Genomic DNA, 18,215 nt, shown 5'->3' with positions numbered 1-18,215 from the left:
GACATCACCGTCTCCTGGAGCGTCTGACCCTTGCTGCTTGGTAGGCTGCGACGGCGTCTTGGCTGTGTTCTGGTGCAGGAGCCCACTCATGTTGCTGAATGGTGAAGGGATACCAACGATCGTCTGGGCCGAGTCGTATCTCAATCCCGTTAGCCAAGTCGGTGATGCGGTTCTGATGGACTTTGAGATCGGGTCTTGGCGTGATCTTCAAAGTGTTAATCATTTCGGCTGCTTGGTGCAGACGCTGGGACGGGGCTTCTGCCGGATACGCGGCCACTTGTGCGCCAACAAGGCCGCCGTATCGGTAGGCGAGGCGCAGGCGGGCAAGTTGGGCGAGAGCCACTTGCGCCCGCTCCGCCGCCACACGGAGGTGTTCTTGGGGGAGTTCTGGTACGTCGTTCAGCAGCCGCACAAGGTCCAGGACAGGATCAACCGAGGCAGGAACATTCCCCTCGCGTAGGGAGCGCGCTCGTTGACCCGAGTCTTTGATAACGAGCGCCAGCATGCTCAGCGTGGGCGCCTGTGGCGGCGGCTCAGGGATATTGTTCTCTTCGACGCAATCCAGCATGTTCCAGGCCATCAACGGCACCTCAAACCTACGAGGTTGAGAAGTTCCGTGTTGTCAAATTCTCGAGGATCATGCTCGCCTGAAGGAAGGATCTTGGCCGCGAGCAACCGCTTGTTGACGACGCGGGCGAATATTTTCTCTTCGATCGTGCCTCGTGCGATGAGATAATGAACTGTCACGTCGTGAGCCTGGCCAAGTCGGTGTGCCCTGTCGGTGGCTTGATCCTCAACTCCTGGATTCCAGAACGGATCGAAGTGGATCACGTGGTTGGCTCGACTTAGGTTTAGCCCGACTCCGCCGGTCTTCTTGGTAAGAATCATCACGTCACCATCGCCTGCCTGGAATGAATCGACGAGAGTCTCTCGGTCTCGTGCGTGCACATCGCCATCGAATACTATGACTCGATATCCGCACGCTGCAAGGTGGGCTTCGAGGAGTTTAGCCATCACCTTGTAACTGGTGAAGACGAGAGCGGCCTGCCCGCGGTCTCGAATATCGCTCATGATGTTCTCTAGTCGCGCGAGTTTGGGCGAGTGCGCAGCATTTATCCGAGGATCGCTAAACGAGCTGGGTGACGCCTCATAGAAATGTGCGGGCGAGTTGGCTATCTGCCGGCAGCCGGTAATCAATGCAAGAACGGACGTCCCGCGAGAGCTTGTTCCTGTCGACTGCTCAACTTGCGCAAATGCGTCTTGGACGTGATTCTCATACATGCCTCGCTGTTCATCCGACAGCGTCACCACGTGCGTGATCTCGATCTTATTCGTGAAGTTCACGCTGATTGCCGGATCACTCTTAGTGCGGCGCAGCATGAACGGTTGAATCAGGCTTTGCACGCGGGCGATGGCCTCGCGATCGTGACGGTCAGACTGGCTACCATGCAGTCGGCGAAACTGCGACAAGTCGCCGAAGAGTCCGGGGTTGGCCCAGTCCATGATAGTCCAGAGCTCTTCGACGGTATTTTCCAAGGGAGTGCCAGAGAGCGCGAGGCGAGTAATGCTGTGAATTGAACGTGCGAAGCGCGCGTTGCCGGTGCTGCCGTTCTTGATTGTCTGCGCCTCGTCTGCAACAACCAAGCCCCATTGACGATCGGTGATGAGATCGTCATGGCTGGCCGCGAGAGTGTGATAGCTGGTGATCACAACGGAGTTTGATCGAAGTTTGCCGAGAGAGCGGTTACCGCCGTGATACCGGATGGTTGGCGTGCCCGGGGCGAAGTCCTCGAACTCACGCGCCCACTGCGCAATCAGACTCGTCGGGCAAAGAAGGAGTGTCGGATGCGGAACCCCTTGCGCCATGAGGTAGTGGTGAAATGCAATGGCGATCGCGGACTTTCCGGTTCCTGGGGCATCGGCCAAGCAAGCTCCAAAGCCAAAAGCACACAGATCGGCTAGCCAGTTCAGGCCTCGATGCTGATGATCGTGAAGTGGTCTTTCAAGGGCCTCGGGCTGGGGCAGAAGGCTGCGGGTTTGGTCCTTCCTCTGCAAACGGTGAAGGAGCTCAGCGACTCCGTCGACTGGTTCGCAGGCGTGGGGGTGGCCTTCTATGGAGATGCTTCCTTGCAGGATGTGCAGGAGCGCTTCTGGCCCGCGAAGGCGGCGGATCTCAGGATTGCGCGCTCGTTTACGGATCATTGGATCGATGAGGATCCACCGATTTCGTAGTCTCATCAGCGGACGTTGCGCTTCCGCAAGAGCTTGCATCTCAGCGTCCGTCAGTAGGCTGCCGTCCGCGGCAATGTGCCAACGGCAGTCGATCAACGAGCCCAGTGTGAACAGCCCCTCTTCCCATGGAGAGGGTGACTTAGCGCCCACGATGACACGGGCATCGAGGTGCTGAATCCACTCACCTTGCAACTCGATATGGACACCAAGCTTTTCAAGTTCCTGCCGAGCAAGCCCGGCAAGCTCTGCAGCCGCGTGGGCGGATATGAGCAGTGCGGTGAGGTGCTGATGGGCAGCCAGCCGCGCCAAGGGCGGGCAATGTTCGGCCGCGGCCCGAAGCTTCCGCCGTACGCGCTGAGCGAGAACAGCCCGTGGCTCGGGCCATGAGACCTGCCCAGCCCAGATAGCGGCAGCGTCAACTGCCTGTTCTATGGGCTCTTCCGGTCGGCGTAGACGCAATGCGACCGACAGCCGCGGTGTGCTCTCGCTGATGGGCGGCTGGACGTGAAGAACGATTCCAGGGGTGAGGCCAGCATCCAGCTTCTCCTCGATGGCGTCCGCCCACTGGCGTAGATAGGCATGCGGCCGTGAGGAGGTTGACGCGAATGGCGCGTCGCCCAGAAGAAGGGATGCACCTGGTGAGGACACGAAGCCGTTGGCCAAGGCGGTAAGAAATGCTTGCACCACCTCCATCGCGGAGGAGTTCGGCCTGGGGACACAGCAGGCATCGTGAGGTAGGTGCTCGGCCATGTCTTGGACTCGTTCACGCCACGGTGAGGGCAGGATAGCCAGGCTCCACGTGGGGTAGCCAGAACTGTCGAGAGTTGGATACGGCAGTTCCTCGGCCAGGAGGTCGAGGCCAAGCCGGATGATCGCCTCCCAAGCGTGGCCCGTGACGCCTGTCAGGGTCACAGCATGCGTCGCCACCGCTGTTGCCATGGCCACAGGGTCAACCATCAGGCATTCTGTTCTGATACGACCTTGGTCCGACATGAGCGCCCGCTCCACCAAGCAGGCAGCCCGCGACTCCGCCGCTTTGATCGGCGCTCCCGGGGGGCGGTATACCAAGAAGCAGGCTTGCTCAGGCAACGGCGCCGGATCGAAAGTCAGTGCCCACCCATCTTCCAGGGCCTCTTGCCACAGGGAGTGGGGAGCGCTGGTGATCGTTGGATTCTTTTCCCGGGGTGGAAGCGGATCGCTTTCTGCTCGCGGAGCGGGGACTGGGACTGCTGCAGCAGGGCAAGGCGGTGACGGGGCATGCTGCTCAGCTTCCGGCAGGGAACTCTTCTCTACCAGACGGTTGAGCAGCACGATCATCTCTTTGGTGGCAGCAAACTTTGCCTGGGCCTTTGTCGATGCCAACCCGTGGACCTGAAGATCCGTTCCGAAGTGTGTACAGGAGCCGGTGTACGACCCGCCAGGATTCGGTACATAGACAAGTTTACTTATAAGCCCTTCCCGCGCGTAGGACATAAGCACCTTGGTGGGGACTCTGTCGCTGTACTGGTTCACCGCGGCCCGCCAAGGATTTCGCTCACTATTTGATCGCGAAATCCAATCGTCAATTCCGATGTGTTGCGCGAGAACGTCAAGAAGGGCGATCTTTCGCGCTTGCTTCTTGGACGCGGTGACCAGAGGACGGCTACGCAGAACCACTCCCTCTACATCCAAGACCGCCTCTGCGGTGAACCCGGCGCCAGCAGCCACCACCGAGGCTCCTCCACAAACAAATCGAGGTTCAGGCAGATCCTCTGAATCTAGCGCAACAATCTCTGCCATCACACCAGGAGTCCAGGCGGTAGCAAAAAGGGCAGCAACGCGAGCGGGTCGCCATGCCTTTCCCCTGGCAACCATCATGATGAGCCTGAGTTCTCTAGCATCCAAAACGCCGCAGCGGGCCCGCTCGATGACGCATGCCAGGAACTCGCTGGCAGGATCTTTCCTAGCCACCTCTTCTCTCAACTTGCGAAAGAAGCCGTCGCTGTCAAAAGTTGACCTACATACTTGAGCGACTTCCTCTCTGCTCGTAGTCGGAGAGTCCGTGTCCGGTTGAGTTGCGAACGACTCAAGTCCAGCTACGCACTCCACCACACTGACTAGCGCCTTCTGCCTGGCTGCTTTGAGTGACTTCGCCGCGCGAGGATGTCCGTATCGGACCTTGCCGTCTATCGTAATTGACCCCCGCGCCAAAAATGAGGGGGCATGGTCTGGGCCTTGCTTTTCATCGGCCAGGTCCGGGATCTGGAAGCCAGCAATCTGTTGCTGCATGGCTATGATCGACCTGACGAATTCTGGTCTTCTTTCAAGGACCTCGAAAGCAGATCTCCGCGGCTGCTCCCAGCTCTCATCCCGACGAGGCCCAAAAAGAAGCAATCGCAGGTCTTTCAACGTGAGCTTACCATCATGGGCCCGCTTGACGACTGCGCGCGCAAACGTCGGATCTGTCGGACCCTTCATCAGCCTGCGCTCGAGTTCTTTCGAGAACACCGGAGCGGGAGAACTGTCAAAGGAGTATTGGTGCTCATCGCCAGTAGACATGGACAGCCGCTTCACTTGAAGGACGTGGACGGTCGCCGATTCTAACCGACCTCGCCTCCCGCGAATCGACCAAGAAGACGTTCAGCTTCGGTAATATAATGTGTCCGCCAGTCCGGCACAATTACGAACCTATGTAGATCAGGCGCGGCCGCCCCAATCCACCGCCCGCACCTTCGCACACGTCTCGGCGATGGCCTTAATAATCAGCTCGGGCTCATCGACCTGGATGTTATGCGCGGCTCGCTCGGCGACGACGAGCGTACTGTTGTTGGACAAGCGGGCCAGATCCGCTTGAATGCGTCCCCAGACCCGGTTATAGCGCTCCGCCACGTCCGGTGGCCTGCTGGCGAAGTATTCGTAGTAGTAGGTGCCCGGGGCCGGGTGCGGCGCCTTGGAGATGACCGTCAGCGGCAGATCGCCCATATGCGAGCGTTCGGCCTCCAGGGCCTTGGCCACCCCTGTCCGCCCGAGATCCTCCATGACCTCGGCGCGACGCTGCCCGCTCGTCAGCTCCAGTGCCAGAGCCAACTCCACCAGCTCGGCCGGGACTCGCTGCCGCATTCTGTGCAGCAATTCCGGCTCCTGCCCCCGCAGGATCGCCAGACGCAGCCGCGCGCGAACGAGGCCGCAGGGCATCAAGGCGTAGACAAGCGCCTTCTTCCAGTGCTTCAGGGGCCCATATCGCCGCCAACCGAATTCGTCGACCATCCAGGTCATGCGTTCAGAGGGCGCGTCAACCAGCACCATTCCCGCGACCTGGTCAGGGTGGCGGGCTGCGTAGACGCGCGCGATCTCTCCGCCCATCGAATGACCTACCAGCAGAAACGGGCCGGGCTCTCCTGAAGCCTCCAGCACCTCATGCAGCTCATCAGCCAGCGCCAGGGAGCCGCGCCACTCCCACCACGGAGCGGCCTGGCTCCAGCCGAGTCCCGCCCGGTCGTACTGCCACACCCGCCGGCCGGGGACCAATCCCCGCCGCACTCTGACCCAGCCCAAACCGTTGTCCGTCATGCCAGGCAGGATGACGACGGTCGGCCCCGCCTCACCCTCCGCCCACACGTGGACACGGCGACCTCGAACGGTGACGAGTCGGCCAGGCGGAGGAAAGCGCCGGACGTCGGCACGCTCAGCCATCTTCTGGTACAGGGCACTGACGACGCCTGCTGTGATGACAGCGATGGAGACAAGAGCGAGGGTGGTATAGCGAGGCATCATGTCATCCCATCCGACTTATTGTCGCGCCTGCCCGTGGCGGGCTCCCTTCGAATTCGAAGGTAGACGCGACCAGCGCTGCTGTCTGCCCCTCAGCCAGCTTGACGTGGGTACGGGCTGGTGACGCCGCTTTAGCCTGGCCAGTTCGATGGACCGCATGCCGTCGGCCTGTCGCAGATGAGCCTGCTGAGTCGCCTCGTTCGACACTCTCCTCGAATACCTCGGTTCTCCGGAATCGCACCCAACAAAGGGCGAATGACAATACGGCCATAACGGAACAAATCGAACGGTCAAGGGCTCACCACAAGCTATGGCGGGCGGCCGCGGGCCCCGCATCCACATGCTCGTCACATGCTCTTCGGCCAACGGCACCGGCGAACACCGGGTGCGATTCTTGGACATTTTTGGCAACCGTATTTGTGGACAGAGCGATACATTGAGATACGCTGCGGTAGAGGACAGCACAAGAGCTGCCGACTTTTAATCCGCAGGCGCGCTAGCTACCAACGACCGTCGCCCACATCCTGCTGGCCGCCATAACCGTCCGCTCGCCAGATCGAAGCAGGCAACCGCCAGTCGAGGAAACGGGGAGTGTGCGCCGGATACGGGCGCTTTGTCTGGTAATCACGATCGAACCTTTGCCTTGCCCGCGGTCCGAAGCCGGGCCTGATCGCAGGTATTTATAAAGGTGACAGGGATCAGGTGGTCCAGGTGATCCGGCCACACCGCCATGACTTCACCGCACGACTCCGCAACACCACCGAACCACATTGTCCGCCGTACCACGCGAACCGCGGACCATACCGTTCAGCACGACCGACGGTGCTCATCTGCCGATCGAAGCGCCCCACCGGGCCGGCAGCGACTGCACGGTCATTCCAGGCCAGCACCCTGGAAACGGCTTCTCATCTCGCTCGCACACATGGGCGCATTCCTGCGGTGACAACCGTCCTTGCTCCGTGGCGCCTCGAAGCGGAGAGCACTGAGCCGACGGCGACGCCGTGCGAAGACCGCCGGAACCCCGGCCCGGCGTTGACCGTCGGATTCGGCCTTGACCAACGCCATCCAGGTGGGCGTCGATACGCCCTGTCCGGCACGGCCATCGATGCGGCGGGGTGATGACCACGAGCGTGCTCGCCCGATCACGCCACCCGCATCGGCCGGGCCGGACGAGCACGCGGCCCCGGCGCTCCACGCCGTACAGACGGCGGCACGGGCGACAGGAACCGCCGTGCGCCCGTAGCCAGCCACCACCAGGGCCATGGCTGAACGGGATAGCGCGGGGTGCGTGTCTGGAACAGGTCTACCGGAAGGCACGCCCTTCGAACAGGGCGATCAGTCCCTTCACCGGCCGCTTCCAGAGCTGAGCGCCACCCCGCCCCTGCTCACCACCACACCGGCCCCGACCAACAGCACCGAAGAGAATAGGACAGGCACCACCATGGCCGAGGGACGCACCTTCAAACGCTGCTCCTGCCGCGACCGCGACGGCAAGGCACTTGGGCAGCAATGCCCCAAGCTGCGCCGTGCCGACGGCGGATGGAGCTACCGGCACGGCATCTGGAACTACCAGATCGAACTCCCGCCAGGACCTGACGGTAAGCGGCGCGGGCCGCTGCGGCGCGGAGGCTTCGCCACCCTGGACGCCGCCAAGGACGAACTCGGCCGCGTGCGTGACCTGCTGGCGCTGGCCGATCCACGCGAGCCGGCGACCCGTACCCAGATCGCCGATCTGATCAAGCGGACGCTGGCCGAGACCGACACGCTGCCGGACGCGGACACGGTTCGCCGGAAGGTCAAGAGTGGGCAGCATCTGACTCAGGAGATCACCGTCGAGCAGTGGCTGGCCGAGTTCCTCAACCGCAAGCGGAAGATCGAGGAGACCACCCGCCGCTCCTACGAGGGCCACATCCGCCTCTACCTCACCCCCTATCTGGGGCGGCTGCGGTTGGATCAGCTCAAGGTCAGCGACATCGCGTTGATGTTCGAGCAGATCGAGGAGTTCAACGACACCATCGCCGAACGCCGCACCGACCCCGACCCGAAGGTCCGGGCCACCGTGAAGTACCGGCGGCCGATCAGCGTCGCCACTATGCACCGCATCCGCGCCACTCTGCGGCACGCGCTCAACGTGGCCATGCGGCAAGACCGGCTGATCGACTTCAACCCCGCCGCGGTCTTGGAGATGGCCGCCTACACCCGGCCCAAGCCGCTGGTGTGGACCGAGGACCGCGTCCGCGCCTGGCAGACCGACTACCGCATCTACCGTGAGAGGGAGAAGCAACGCCGGGGTGGACGGCGGGTCGATCCGATCGACGCCTACACCAGCGTGCCGCGCCCCTCATCGGTGATGGTGTGGACGCCCGCCCAGACCCGCCTGTTCCTCGAGGAAGCCCGACGGCACCGGCTGTTCGCGCTCTACCAGCTGATCGCATTGCGCGGCCTGCGCCGGGGCGAGGCGTGCGGGCTCCGCTGGAAGGAGGTCGACCTCGACCGCCACACCCTGACCGTGAACTGGCAACTCGTACAGCTGGCCTGGGAGGTGCATGAAGGCACCCCGAAGACCGACGCCTCGGTCCGAACCATCGCCCTGGACACCGACACCGCACAGGTGCTGCGCGCCCACCGGCAACAGCAACTGCAGGAACGGCTGGTCATGGGCGAGGCATGGACCGACACCGGATTCGCATTCACCCAACCGGACGGCAACCGGCTGCATCCCCAGCATGTCTCCGACCAGTTCCTGTGGCTGGCCTACCTCGCCGGCCTGCCACCCATCCGGCTCCATGATCTCCGCCATGGCGCGGCCTCGCTGATGCTGGCGGCCGGGGTGGAGATGAAGGTCGTGCAGGAGACCCTGGGCCATACGTCCAGCGCCTTCACTGCCGACACCTACACCTCCGTCTACCCGCAGGTGGCCACGGCCGCGGCCGAGAAGACGGCTGCCTTGCTGTTCGGTGAGGAAGACCAGGCCGAGGCTGGGAAACTCATCTCGCTGAGGAGTTGACAGTCGGATTAAGCATCCGGCCCCGCATTCGCCGCCTGCTCGCGGCGAGGCGGGGCCGCTGCTCTTGCTCCAGCAGTCGGAGGTGGCGAATGGATCATGGTGTGTGCGGGGTTGGTGCGGGCGAGCACGTATAGAGCACGCAACCGCTAGACGAAAATTCTAGAACGAGTCCGATCCCACATCGCCGCAGGTCAGACCATGATCAAAGCGCGCCCTGCAGGATTCGAACCTGCGACCGTCGGATTAGAAGTCCGGTGCTCTATCCAGCTGAGCTAAGGGCGCTCCCGCCTTATTGTGCATGATCCGGCGACATGTCATGCACACGTTTTCCCCGTGTCAGCCTGTCAACCCGGTCACACCCCACATGAACAGCGTCCCCAGCACGGTAGCCGACCGCGTCCAGCCCGTGGCGTGTCTCGGCGTGTGGGTCTCAGGGAGAATATCGGACGTGGCCAAGTAGAGGAGGAAACCGGAGAAACGCCCGAGGTACGCCCCCAGGACTCCGTCAGGGATGGTGTGGAGGGCGGTGAGGTGGCTCCCGTAGCGGGGCGAGGGCGTCCGGGGTCAGGAAGATGAGGGCGCGGCGGCGGGCGTTGCCGTGCAGGGACGTGATCGTGTACGCGTTGAAGCCGTCCGTGAAAACGTGAGCGATTACTCCGATCGCCACCGCCGCGGCCAGCGGCGCGTCCGCCTGGTTGGCGGCACCGATGACCGCTCCGCCCAGGAGACTGTGGATGATCAGGGCCGAGCCCGCGGTGAGGCCGACGCTGGCTCGGGTGTGGCGGTGGGCGGCGTAGTCGCCCTCGTGGGCGTCGTGCATGCCCATCGAGCGCTCCCACGATGTGGATGGCCAGGAACGCCAGCGCGACCATGAGCATGGGCAGGGGTACGTCTGTGCGCCCGGGGTGAGGCGAGGGCGCCAGGGCGAGGGCCAGGGCGAGGGGCCAGAGCGAGGGCCAGAGCGAAGCCAGGACGAGGGCGAGGGGCCAGAGCGAGGGGCCAGGACGAGGACGAGGGCGAGGGCTTCGGGGACGGGGTCGAAAGGCGACCACGCCCAGCATCACGTCGGCCGCGAACCCCATGGCGAGGTGCGGCGCGTGCCGACGCGAGTCGGCGGACAGCCCGCCGAGCGGCGTCATGAGGAACGCCGCCGGCGTCAGCAGGATCGGCATGAATCGCCAGGCCGGCGGGCCGGAGGCGCGGTTCTCCGGTTGGAAAAACGCCGGGCGGGGGTGGGGCAAACAGGTCTAAGCTGTCTTGGCATGTTCGCGACGCTCCTGCATGAGATTCCCCTGCAGGGCGGGGACGTGACAGACGGGGTGGTGCGCGTCGGAGACACCGTGCGCAGACCGGCCAGTACGTCGACACCCGCCGTGCACGCCCTGCTCAGACACCTGGAAGCGGCCGGGTTCGGCGGTGCTCCCAGGGTGATCGGCACGGACGAGCTCGGTCGCGAGATCCTCACCTTCCTCCCGGGTACGACCGGGCTCCGGCTCGAGACGGTGACCGATGAGGCGCTGGCCGGGCTGGCCGGGTTGCTGCGCCGGTATCACGATGCGACGGCCGGGTTCCCGCTGACGCGGGAGGGGTGGGAAGGCGGGTCGAATGACGACCGAGCGCCAGAAGTGATCGGGCATTGTGATTTAACGCCGGCAAACGTGATCTTTCGGGTCGAGGGGCGCCACTCCCCCACCCCGTACGCGATGATCGACTTTGATCTGGCCCGTCCGACGACCCGGCTCTTCGACATCGTCACCACCCTCCGCCACTGGGCCCCCATCTCCGACCCCGTCGACCGCGCCCCGCTCCTCCGCACCGTCGACGTGGGCGCCCGCCTGCGCCTGTTCTGCGACGTGTACGGGGTGCCGCCCCGCGAGCGCCGCCGCCTCCTCGAGCTGGCCAGGCTGCGCTTCCACCGCTCCTACACCGTCATGCGCACCCGCGCCACGGCCGGCGGCAACTGGGCGAGGATGTGGGCGGGCGGCGCCGGCGAACGCATCCGCCGTGCCGGCGCCTGGCTGGACGTGCACGAAGATGAGCTTCATGCCCATCTGGTATGACCCCCTGGGGCTCGCCCTCGGCGTGGCCCTCGACCGGCTCCTCGCCGACCCGCAGAGCTCCGCCCACCCCGTCGCGCTGTTCGGGCGCGCCGCGGGCAGGCTGGAGAAGTCCCTGTACGCGGACGGCAGGCCACCTGGCGTGCTGCACGTGGCCGTGTGCGTGGGCGGCGTGGCCGCGCTCGGCGGGCTGGCCATGCGGAAGGTCCGCAACCCCGTCGCCCGTACGGCGATGACGGCCGTGGCCACCTGGGCCGTGCTCGGTGGCACCACGCTCGCCCGCGAGGGCGACCACATGGCCGACGCCCTCGAACACGACGACCTGGAACGCGCCAGGGCCCGCCTTCCCCACCTCTGCGGCCGGGATCCCCGCCACCTGGAGTCGCCCGAGCTGGCACGGGCCACGGTGGAGTCGCTGGCCGAGAACACCTCCGACGCCGTCGTGGCGCCGCTGTTCTGGGGTGCGGTGGCGGGGGTTCCGGGGTTGCTGGCGTACCGGGCGATCAACACGCTGGACGCGATGATCGGGCACCGCTCCCCCCGCTACGAACGTTTCGGCTGGGCGGCCGCGCGGCTCGACGACGTGGCGAACTACGTACCGGCACGGGTGACCGGCGTGCTCACCGTCCTGACCGGGCCGGATCCGGTGCGGGCGCGGGCCGTGCTGCGCAGGGACGGGCACCGGCACCCCAGCCCGAACGCCGGCCGATGCGAGGCCGCGTTCGCCGGCGCGCTCGGGGTGACGCTGGGCGGGCGGAACGTCTATGGCGGACGGACCGAGGAGCGGCCCACGATGGGCGACGGGCCCAGGCCGGACGTCAAGGACATCCGGCGCGCCGTCCGCCTGACCCGCGCGGTGAGCCTGGCCGCGGCCGGCGCGGCCGTCGCCACCGCCTGGGCGCTCCGGGCTCTCCGCGGCACGGCGGCCCCCCGATGAGTGGCGCGGCGGCTCCCCGATGACCCGTCGCAGGGAGGGCAGTGGGCCGTGGAAGCGCGACAGCGGTACGTGGACGTGGGACGGCGGCAGACCGTGGAAGCGCGACGACGGCAGACCGTAGAGGCGCGGTGGCCGGCTGACGCGGACCCACCGAGCCGACCGCCGGCTGACGCGGGCCCACGGGCCGACCGCCCGGCAGACGCGGCCAAGAGCCGGCTGGTGCGGGTCGCCCACGTCACCGTACGCGGCGCGGGTGAGGACTCCCTCGCGAGGTCGTCCTCACCGCCCCGGCCTCACATGACCCGGTTCAGGTTGAGCACGAGCCAGACCACGAACACCGCGACCAGGGTGATCCCGATCATCGACTTCGCGGCGTTGTGGGCGACTTCTTTCCTGGCTGTGACCTGCCTGGCGCTCTGCTTCCACACCTGACGCATGAGGATCATGGTCTGGAAGCGCCGCCCCAGGGCGAACACGGCGAGCCCGATGATGATGAACAGGATGACGCGGCCGTCGGCAGGTTCCACGGGAATCCCCCCTGTGGTCCTCGAAGCTACCCAATGCCCCCCGAATGGCTGAGAACACAGAATACGCGCACGACAGCGGTTTGTGACGGCAATTATGGCTCCAGGTCCACCACGATCGGCGCGTGATCGGATGGGCCTTTCCCTTTGCGGGCCTCGCGATCGACGTACGCCGACCGCACCCGCCCCGCCACGTCCGCGCTCGCGTACACCAGGTCGATCCGCATGCCCTTGTTCTGGTGGAACATCCCGGCCCGATAGTCCCAGTACGTGAACGGATGCGGACCCTTCATCGGCGTCGGCACCACGTCCACCAGCCCGAGCGCGCGCAGGTCGGCGAGCGCCTGCCGCTCGGCGGGCGTGACGTGGGTGGCGCCGACGAACAGGGCAGGATCCCAGACGTCGGCGTCGGTGGGCGCCACGTTGTAGTCCCCGCACGCCACCACCGGCCCGGCGGCCAGCTCGGCGGCGAGGGCGTCACGGAGCGCGGCGAACCAGTCGAGCTTGTAGGCGTAGTGGGGCGAGTCGACCGTGCGGCCGTTGGGCGCGTACAGGGACCACACCCGCATCCCGCCGCAGGTCGCGCCGAGCGCGCGGGCCTCGGGACGGGCCGCGCCGATCCCGTCGAGCTCCCCGAAGCCGGGCTCGCCGGGGAAGCTCGGCGTCACGTCCGACAGCCCGGCCTTGGACAGCAGCGCGACGCCGTTCCAGCGGCCGTCGCCGTGGGCCGCGACCATGTAGCCCAGCGCGCCCACCTCCGCGACGGGGAACGCCTCCGCGGGACACTTCGTCTCCTGCAGGCAGACGATGTCGGGCTCGATCTCGGCCAGCCATTCGAGCAGGCGGGGCAGGCGTGCCTTGACCGAGTTCACGTTCCAGGTTGCCAGGCGCATTCCCCTAGCCTGCCACCGGCTCCGCCGGTTGAGGGTCCGCGACCCAGCCCGCGGTCAGGATCAGGCCGGTACGCCGCTCGGCCGCGAGGAAGCCGAACGGCCGGTCGAACACGACGTGCACGTGCCTGGCCCGGTACGGCAGGCGCGGCATCCCCCCGCCCACGGCGCCGAAGGCCGTGATGGTGGCCGACTCGAACCCGGTGGCGCTGAAGTCGGCCACGGTGACCTGTGCGGCGTCGCCGATCGCCAGCGGCTCGGGGCTGATGCCGGGGAAGTGGCCGCGGCTCGCGTCGGTGACCGTGGCCAGGCCGAAGACCTCGGGCAGGCGCAGCAGGTCGTGCCGGGCGGAGACGGTGAAGCGGGGCACGGTGACCTTCAGCCGGTCGCCGGGCTCGGAGGCCGGCTCGCGGACGACGGTCACCCCGGGGCCCTCCTCCGGAGGCATGACAACGGGCCGGCCGCCGTCCAGCACGCCGATGCCGCCGGCGAGCACCTCGCCGGGCGCGTCCCGCTCGCCGAGCACGAGGTGCATGTCGATGCCGCCCGTGCCCATGACGCGCAGCATCGTGAGCGGCCCCGACGGCGTGGCGACGACCCTCAGCCGGTCGACCACCGACGTGCTGCGGTACAGCATCGCCAGCTCCGTCCCCGCCCAGGGCCCGCTCCAGAACGTCCCGACCCCCTCCTGGAACGGCCGCAGCCACGCCGTCCTGACGGTGAGCGCGCCGGCCAGCACCAGCTCCGTGTCCTCGGTGACCCCGACCGGCATGGCGGGGACGAGCCCGCCGGTCCGCTCCGCCGCCCAGGCGTCGAGCCGGGGCCGGTCCACGGCCGGGTCCCCGGACAGCTCGCCGCGCAGCCCGTCGGGCAGGGCGGACAGCCAGGACGGGTTCAGCCGTAACGAGCGGGCGAACCACAGCCCGACGGCCGACCTGACGGCCGGCCCGGTCAGGCTCTCCAGTACGCTCGCCGCCGCCTGAGCGGCACGGCCGGCGTCGATCCCGATGGCTTCCTGCAACTCCGCCCGCCCGGGCCCGTCGGCGGCGGAGGCGAGGTAGGCCAGCAGCGGCCACACCCCTGCCCCCGACATGGCGACCGATTCGCCCGAGCAGGCCACCGCCCACCGGGCGGTCAACGCGTTCACCGGATTTCGCATCCGCCCAGCATCCCGCAGGAAATCCGCCCAGCATCCCGCAAGAAGGAGGGGTCAGCGACCGGGTCCACGAGGCGCCGTCCGTCGCGCACCTCGACCGGTCCGGGCGCGCGGATGCCCATCGCGGCCGTGCATGCGTGAGGCGTCAGACCGCCTTCATCAGCGCGCCGGACACCTCCTCCAGCAGCCCGCCGACGCCCCGGTCCATGGCCGCCTTGGCCTGCCGGGCGGCGTCCAGGGCGTTGCCGGCGGCGCTGGGCGAGTCCTCCACGACCATGCGCAGCTCCAGCTCCAGCGGGGAGCCGCCGAACCCCTCGCCGGCCAGCCGGATGTAGGCGATCTTGCGGTCCTCCATGAAGGGCATGTACTGGGCGCCGACGTGCGTGGCCATCCCGGCGCCCGTCGCCTTCGTGGCCTTCTTGCTCTTCATCCGGTCGGCGTCCTCCAGGTTGACGAAGTCCATGTTGCCGCCGCCGAGCAGCTGGTAGCCGTCGGCGAGCCGGACCCCGCTCCCGGTCAGCGCCTCGACCAGCGCGCGCTGCACCAGCGTCGCCCCGAAGGAGCTCTTCAGGTCGTCGCCCACCAGCGGCAGCCCGGCCTCGGCGAAGCGGCGCCGCCATTCGGGGGAGCGGGCGAGCACGGCGGGCATGCAGTTCACGAAGGCGCAGCCGGCCTCGATGGCCGCCTCGGCGTACAGCTCGGTGGCCCGCTGGGCGCCGGCCGGCAGGAAGTTCAGCACGACGTGGCTCTCCGTGGCCCTCAGGTGGGCGGCGACCTCGGCGGGCGTCGAATCGCCCCGCGGGTCGATCGCCCCGGCCGAGCGGGGGCCCACGCCGTCGGCCAGGATGCCGTCCACGACGGGCACCCCCAGGTGAGGTACGCCGGCGAACCTGCGCGCGTTGTTGGGCTCGGTCCAGATGGCCTCCGACAGGTCCCGGCCGAGCTTGCCCGCGCCGACGTCGAAGGCGGCGGTGAAGCGCACCTGGGAGATCGGGTAGCCGGCGCAGACCGGGTGGCGCAGCCCGGGGGCGTCGCCGCCACGGTAGTACTCGACGCCCTGCACCAGGGAGGACGCGCAGTTGCCGACACCGACCACGGCGACGTTCACAGAAGTCATGCCCGAATTAGACCCCGGATCAGGGCCGGCGCGTGCGCTCGACCCCCACGGTGATCTCGTTGCCGAGCCGGCGGCCCAGGAGCAGTTCCAGGTCGTCGCCGCTCCAGAACCTGCCCGGGTCGTACCAGTTGGGGCGGCGCCCGGCGGGCAGCAGCCCCATCTCCTCGTAGGTGACGGCCACGACCTCGGCGCAGTAGGCGCTCTCCAGCGTCTGCTCCTTGCGGTTCCTGCGCGGGACGCGCCCCTTGGCCCAGCGGGCCGCCAGCCGGGCGGTGGAGGGGAACGGGGTGCCGTCGAGCCTGGCCACCGTGCGCAGGGCGGCGTCCTCCATCTCCTGAGTGGCCTCCGGCTCCAGCTGGCGCAGCCAGGGGCGCTGGTCGTAGCGGTCGGCCCACGTCGTCACCGCCGCGCGCAGGTCGTGCAGCTGCACCCCGCGGTGGTGCGTGCCCGCCCACAGGTCGGGCAGCGACTTGCCCAGCTCGGCGTGCCACATCATGGGTGGCAGGTCCTCGATCACGATGGCCATGCCCACGTGGTTGACCGGGCTGTTGGTCATCGTCTGGATGGCGCGGTCGGGCACGGAACGCCCGCGGAAGACCCACAGGTCGCCGGTCCTCGTCACCTTCACGGCCTCGTCGAGAGTCAGCACAGGGCTAGCCTAGGCAACATGCGCTGGTGGAAGATGCTCGGTCTGGCGGGAATCATGGGAGTGGCGGCCACGGGGGTGGTGATCGCGCGCGCCGAGCGGCGCCGCCGCGCCTACACCCCGGAGGAGATCAGGTCGCGGCTGCGCGAACGCGTCGGCGAGCAGCAGGACGATCATGCCGAGGGCCGCAGGTCGTAGACGAACACCACGTCGGGGTAGGCGGGGTTGTCGTCGTAGCCCTGGATCCCGCCGAGATAGGCCCGCTGCGACTTGGTCACCCACGGCAGCGCGGCGGCCGCCCGCTGGTCGATCACCCGGGTCGTGGCCTGCTCGTAGGCCTGCTGCGCCGCGGGCTTGTCGGTCACGGTCAGCTCCGGCACCGGGTCGAGCAGCGCGTCGAGGCCCTGGTCCTTCATGTACGACAGGTTGAACACGGGCGGGTCCGCGCTGCGGAAGACCTGGCCGAAGTAGGAGTAGCCGTCGGCGTAGTCGGGCCACCAGTACATGACGAAGATGTCCTGGCCGCGCTTCTTGCCCAGCTCCCACTGCGCGTTCCAGGGCATCGCCCTGGCCTCCAGGGTGACGTTGAGCGTGCGCAGCGTCGCCCGTAGCCGCCTGACGAGCACCTCCTGGTCGGCCTCGCCCTCGGCGTAGGTCAGGCGAAGGCGCAGCGGCCGGCCGCCGGGCCCGTAGCCCGCCTGCCGCAGCAGCCGGGAGGCCGCCGCCAGGTCCTGCTTCGGCACGTCGTCGGGCACGTGACCGAGCAGCCCTTCAGGGATGACTCCGCTGGCCGGCATGACGGAGCCCTTGAGCGCCTTGACCAGGCCCCGGTAGTCGACGGCCCGCTGCACCGCCTTGCGCACCCGTACGTCCTTCATCGGCCCGGCGGCCGTGTTGAAGAGCATCATCGCCGTCGTGAACGACGGCCGGTCGGACGTGCGCAGGCCGGGCGCGGCCGAGGCCAGCGCGAACAGCTTCGGATCGAGCCGGTTCACGAAGCTCGCCTCGCCGCGCTGCAGCATCCGGTACGCCCGCTCCCGGTCGGGCACGGCCCGGTACTTGATCGTGTTGTAGTGCGGCCGCCGCCAGCCACCCCAGTACCGGTCGTACGCCTTGAGCGTGAGCTCCTCCTCCTTGCCCTTGTCCCACTTCACCACCGTGTACGGCCCCGACCCCGCGTCCCTGCCCTCCTGGAGCCACTTCCCCAGGTCAGGGGCCGCCTTGGTGTCGTAGATGTAGGCCGCGTACCCGGCGGAGGCCACCAGGTCCAGCGGGACCGGGTACTTCAGCGCGAACGTCACCGTCCGCGGCCCCTCGACCCTGATGGAGGAGACGGCGTCCCAGATGTAGGAGGCGCCGGTCCTGGCCTGCATGGTGCGCTCGATCGACGCCTTGACCGCCTCGCCGTCCAGCGGCCGGCCGGTGTGGAACGTCACGCCGGGACGCAGGCTGAACGTCCACGTCCGGCCGTCGGCCGACGACCGCCACGACGTGGCCAGCCGGGGCACGGACTTCTTGGTGACCGGGTTCCAGAGCGTGAGGGTCTCGTACACGTTCTGGAAGGCGATGATCTCGTTGGAGTAGGAGCGGCTGGGGTCCCACTCGGTGACGATGTCGGTGTTCTTGACGTAGACGAACGGCGACTCCCCCGAGGGGGCCTGCTGTACTTCCGCAGGCGCCGAGCAGGCCGCGAGGAGGACCAGCGCGGCGGCCGCTGCGAGTCGACGGCGCAACGCGTCTCCCTCTGTCGCCGATGTATCCGGGAAACCTACTCCAAGATCAAGCCGAGGAGCGCCCAGGTGTCCAAAAGTCCCGAAAAATTGGGCATTTCGGTGATCGAATTGCTATCCTCGGGGCTTGTCCCGTCCGGGGTTGCCAGCAGGGGACCGACCGGAGTGA

General features: G+C 67.1%; 14 protein-coding genes and 1 tRNA gene. 4 read left to right on the top strand and 11 right to left on the bottom strand.

All coding sequences use genetic code 11. The features are described from left to right. Window positions 1–4: 4 nt before the first annotated feature. From AB0J69_RS40430 to AB0J69_RS40420, 3 genes are all read right to left on the bottom strand, one after another. Entirely contained in the window at window positions 5–580 is a 576-nt protein-coding gene (locus AB0J69_RS40430; RefSeq protein WP_364129101.1) for a hypothetical protein, read from the bottom strand. Then, window positions 580–4,785, bottom strand: a complete 4,206-nt coding sequence (locus AB0J69_RS40425) for an SNF2-related protein (protein ID WP_364129098.1) — start codon at window positions 4,783–4,785, stop codon at window positions 580–582. Before AB0J69_RS40425 ends, AB0J69_RS40430 begins: the two co-directional genes overlap by 1 nt. Before the next feature lie 123 nt (window positions 4,786–4,908). Continuing rightward, window positions 4,909–5,904, bottom strand: coding sequence for an alpha/beta hydrolase (locus tag AB0J69_RS40420; RefSeq protein ID WP_364129225.1), 996 nt, complete (start codon window positions 5,902–5,904; stop codon window positions 4,909–4,911). A gap of 1,519 nt (window positions 5,905–7,423) precedes the next feature. On the opposite strand from AB0J69_RS40420, the gene AB0J69_RS40415 reads away from it, so the two are divergent. Further along, window positions 7,424–8,989: a tyrosine-type recombinase/integrase gene (locus AB0J69_RS40415; RefSeq protein WP_364129095.1), complete on the top strand. Its 1,566-nt coding sequence runs from the start codon at window positions 7,424–7,426 to the stop codon at window positions 8,987–8,989. A gap of 208 nt (window positions 8,990–9,197) precedes the next feature. Here AB0J69_RS40415 and AB0J69_RS40410 read toward each other — a convergent pair. Both AB0J69_RS40410 and AB0J69_RS40405 read right to left on the bottom strand, forming a co-directional pair. After that, window positions 9,198–9,271: transfer RNA gene (locus tag AB0J69_RS40410), tRNA-Arg, on the bottom strand. Window positions 9,272–9,494: 223 nt separating this feature from the next. Continuing rightward, on the bottom strand, window positions 9,495–9,815 hold the full coding sequence (locus tag AB0J69_RS40405) for a hypothetical protein (RefSeq protein ID WP_364129092.1): 321 nt from the start codon (window positions 9,813–9,815) through the stop codon (window positions 9,495–9,497). Between the two features lie 436 nt (window positions 9,816–10,251). Between AB0J69_RS40405 and AB0J69_RS40400 the strand changes: the two genes are divergently transcribed. Both AB0J69_RS40400 and AB0J69_RS40395 read left to right on the top strand, forming a co-directional pair. Beyond that, window positions 10,252–11,049, top strand: a complete 798-nt coding sequence (locus AB0J69_RS40400) for an aminoglycoside phosphotransferase family protein (RefSeq protein WP_364129091.1) — start codon at window positions 10,252–10,254, stop codon at window positions 11,047–11,049. Further along, window positions 11,033–11,983, top strand: coding sequence for a cobalamin biosynthesis protein (locus AB0J69_RS40395; protein ID WP_364129089.1), 951 nt, complete (start codon window positions 11,033–11,035; stop codon window positions 11,981–11,983). The genes AB0J69_RS40400 and AB0J69_RS40395 overlap by 17 nt, the downstream gene beginning before the upstream one ends. Window positions 11,984–12,276: 293 nt before the next feature. Here AB0J69_RS40395 and AB0J69_RS40390 read toward each other — a convergent pair whose 3' ends face one another. The 5 genes from AB0J69_RS40390 to AB0J69_RS40370 form a co-directional block, all read right to left on the bottom strand. Continuing rightward, window positions 12,277–12,510, bottom strand: a complete 234-nt coding sequence (locus AB0J69_RS40390) for a hypothetical protein (RefSeq protein ID WP_364129087.1) — start codon at window positions 12,508–12,510, stop codon at window positions 12,277–12,279. A gap of 92 nt (window positions 12,511–12,602) precedes the next feature. Then, complete coding sequence (locus AB0J69_RS40385; RefSeq protein ID WP_364129084.1) at window positions 12,603–13,400, bottom strand: exodeoxyribonuclease III; 798 nt, start codon at window positions 13,398–13,400, stop codon at window positions 12,603–12,605. Between the two features lie 4 nt (window positions 13,401–13,404). After that, complete coding sequence (locus AB0J69_RS40380; protein ID WP_364129082.1) at window positions 13,405–14,556, bottom strand: serpin family protein; 1,152 nt, start codon at window positions 14,554–14,556, stop codon at window positions 13,405–13,407. 142 nt (window positions 14,557–14,698) lie between these two features. Further along, window positions 14,699–15,670: an inositol-3-phosphate synthase gene (locus AB0J69_RS40375; RefSeq protein ID WP_364129080.1), complete on the bottom strand. Its 972-nt coding sequence runs from the start codon at window positions 15,668–15,670 to the stop codon at window positions 14,699–14,701. Between the two features lie 19 nt (window positions 15,671–15,689). Further along, entirely contained in the window at window positions 15,690–16,316 is a 627-nt protein-coding gene (locus AB0J69_RS40370) for a hypothetical protein (protein ID WP_364129222.1), read from the bottom strand. 21 nt (window positions 16,317–16,337) lie between these two features. On the opposite strand from AB0J69_RS40370, the gene AB0J69_RS40365 reads away from it, so the two are divergent. Beyond that, the gene (locus AB0J69_RS40365; RefSeq protein WP_364129233.1) at window positions 16,338–16,514 is read left to right on the top strand and encodes a hypothetical protein; all 177 of its coding nucleotides are present in this window, start codon (window positions 16,338–16,340) and stop codon (window positions 16,512–16,514) included. On the opposite strand, the gene AB0J69_RS40360 is transcribed toward AB0J69_RS40365, so the two are convergent. After that, window positions 16,490–18,049 (bottom strand): ABC transporter substrate-binding protein, encoded by a 1,560-nt coding sequence (locus AB0J69_RS40360; RefSeq protein WP_364129078.1) that lies wholly within the window; start codon window positions 18,047–18,049, stop codon window positions 16,490–16,492. The two genes, AB0J69_RS40365 and AB0J69_RS40360, sit on opposite strands and share 25 nt — an antisense overlap. Between the last annotated feature and the right edge of the window lie 166 nt (window positions 18,050–18,215).

Origin of the sequence: Nonomuraea sp. NPDC049709, assembly GCF_040674815.1 — a bacterium.
GTDB lineage: Bacteria > Actinomycetota > Actinomycetes > Streptosporangiales > Streptosporangiaceae > Nonomuraea.
The sequence above is the reverse complement of the archived record's forward strand: the minus strand, read 5'-3'. Positions and strand labels throughout refer to the sequence as shown.

Coding starts and splice junctions, on each gene's coding strand:
- AB0J69_RS40430 (WP_364129101.1), bottom strand. CDS start 580: ATGGCCTGGAACATGCTGGATTGCGTCGAAGAGAACAATATCCCTGAG.
- AB0J69_RS40420 (WP_364129225.1), bottom strand. CDS start 5,904: ATGGCTGAGCGTGCCGACGTCCGGCGCTTTCCTCCGCCTGGCCGACTC.
- AB0J69_RS40415 (WP_364129095.1), top strand. CDS start 7,424: ATGGCCGAGGGACGCACCTTCAAACGCTGCTCCTGCCGCGACCGCGAC.
- AB0J69_RS40405 (WP_364129092.1), bottom strand. CDS start 9,815: ATGGGCATGCACGACGCCCACGAGGGCGACTACGCCGCCCACCGCCAC.
- AB0J69_RS40400 (WP_364129091.1), top strand. CDS start 10,252: ATGTTCGCGACGCTCCTGCATGAGATTCCCCTGCAGGGCGGGGACGTG.
- AB0J69_RS40395 (WP_364129089.1), top strand. CDS start 11,033: ATGCCCATCTGGTATGACCCCCTGGGGCTCGCCCTCGGCGTGGCCCTC.
- AB0J69_RS40385 (WP_364129084.1), bottom strand. CDS start 13,400: ATGCGCCTGGCAACCTGGAACGTGAACTCGGTCAAGGCACGCCTGCCC.
- AB0J69_RS40380 (WP_364129082.1), bottom strand. CDS start 14,556: ATGCGAAATCCGGTGAACGCGTTGACCGCCCGGTGGGCGGTGGCCTGC.
- AB0J69_RS40375 (WP_364129080.1), bottom strand. CDS start 15,670: ATGACTTCTGTGAACGTCGCCGTGGTCGGTGTCGGCAACTGCGCGTCC.
- AB0J69_RS40365 (WP_364129233.1), top strand. CDS start 16,338: ATGCGCTGGTGGAAGATGCTCGGTCTGGCGGGAATCATGGGAGTGGCG.